The sequence below is a fragment of the Mesorhizobium sp. M7A.F.Ca.ET.027.03.2.1 genome (assembly GCF_003999175.1).
Taxonomy (GTDB): domain Bacteria; phylum Pseudomonadota; class Alphaproteobacteria; order Rhizobiales; family Rhizobiaceae; genus Mesorhizobium.
In genome coordinates this window covers 1-1,196 of the sequence record NZ_RZOM01001419.1, presented here as the reverse complement: position 1 = coordinate 1,196, position 1,196 = coordinate 1, and the positions used below count along the sequence as shown (strand labels likewise).

The 1,196-nt window shown below is 63.5% G+C and carries 2 protein-coding genes; both read left to right on the top strand.

Annotated features, from left to right (window positions below):
- Nucleotides 1-98 (top strand): hydroxyisourate hydrolase (locus EN750_RS35220; protein ID WP_145968240.1); only part of this gene is annotated, 98 nt, incomplete at its 5' end.
- A gap of 3 nt (nt 99-101) precedes the next feature.
- The coding region (gene xdhA / locus EN750_RS35215; protein WP_127399339.1) for a xanthine dehydrogenase small subunit at nt 102-1,196 on the top strand (1,095 nt) is incomplete at its 3' end.

Here is a 1,196-nt window from a genome sequence, read left to right as displayed (position 1 = left end):
ATGTGATACCGATCCGCTTCGGCATGGCCGAGCCCGTGCACTATCATGTGCCACTGCTGGTCTCGCCTTACGGCTACTCGACATACAGGGGGAGCTGAGGCATGGCCAAAATCAGCATCCGCAACGAGATCCGCTTCATCCTCAATGGCAGGGATGTGGCGCTTTCGTCGGTGGCGTCAGACGCGACCCTGCTCGACTGGCTGCGGCTAGAGCGGTCGCTGCGCGGCACCAAGGAAGGCTGCGCCGAGGGTGATTGCGGCGCCTGCACCGTGTTGGTCGGCAAGCTCTCGGCCGGCGGGCTGGTCTATGAAAGCGTCAATGCCTGCATCCGTTTCCTCGGCTCGTTGGACGCCACCCATGTCGTGACCGTCGAGCATCTGCGCGGCGTATCAGGCCAACTGCATCCGGTGCAGCAGGCGATGGTCGATTTCCACGGCTCGCAATGCGGCTTCTGCACGCCGGGCTTCGTCATGTCGCTCTATGGCCTGTGGATGAAGTCATCGAATCCGTCGAACGCGGATATCGAAAAGGCCTTGCAAGGCAATCTCTGCCGCTGCACCGGCTACGAGGCGATCATCCGCGCGGCGCATGCCATTTCCAGCTACGGTAAGGCGGCGGAGGATCCGCTGGCCGCGGAGCGCAAGGCGATCACCGAGAGGCTCGAGGCCCTGCATGACGGCGCCCGGGTCGAGATCGGTTCGGCCAAGGCGCGGCTGGTCGTGCCGGCCAACGTCGATGATTTCGCCGCCGTGCTGGACAAGGACCCCAACGCCACCATCGTTGCCGGCTCGACCGATGTCGGCCTCTGGGTGACCAAGCACATGCGCGATATTTCGCCGGCCATTTTCATCGGCAATCTCGACGGACTTTGCACCATCTCGGAAGACAACGGCGTCATTTCGATCGGCGCGGGCGTCACCTACACTGATGCCTTCGCGACATTGGCGAAGCGTATCCCGGCGCTGGGGCCGTTGTTCGATCGCATCGGCGGCGAACAGGTGCGCAACATGGGCACCATCGGCGGCAACATCGCCAACGGCTCGCCGATCGGCGACACGCCGCCGCCCTTGATCGCGCTTGGCGCAAGTCTCACCCTGCGCAAGGGCAAGAAGCGGCGCTCGATTCCGCTGGAAACCTTCTTCATTGCCTATGGCAAACAGGACCGGCAACCGGGCGAATTCGTCGAGGCCGTGCAC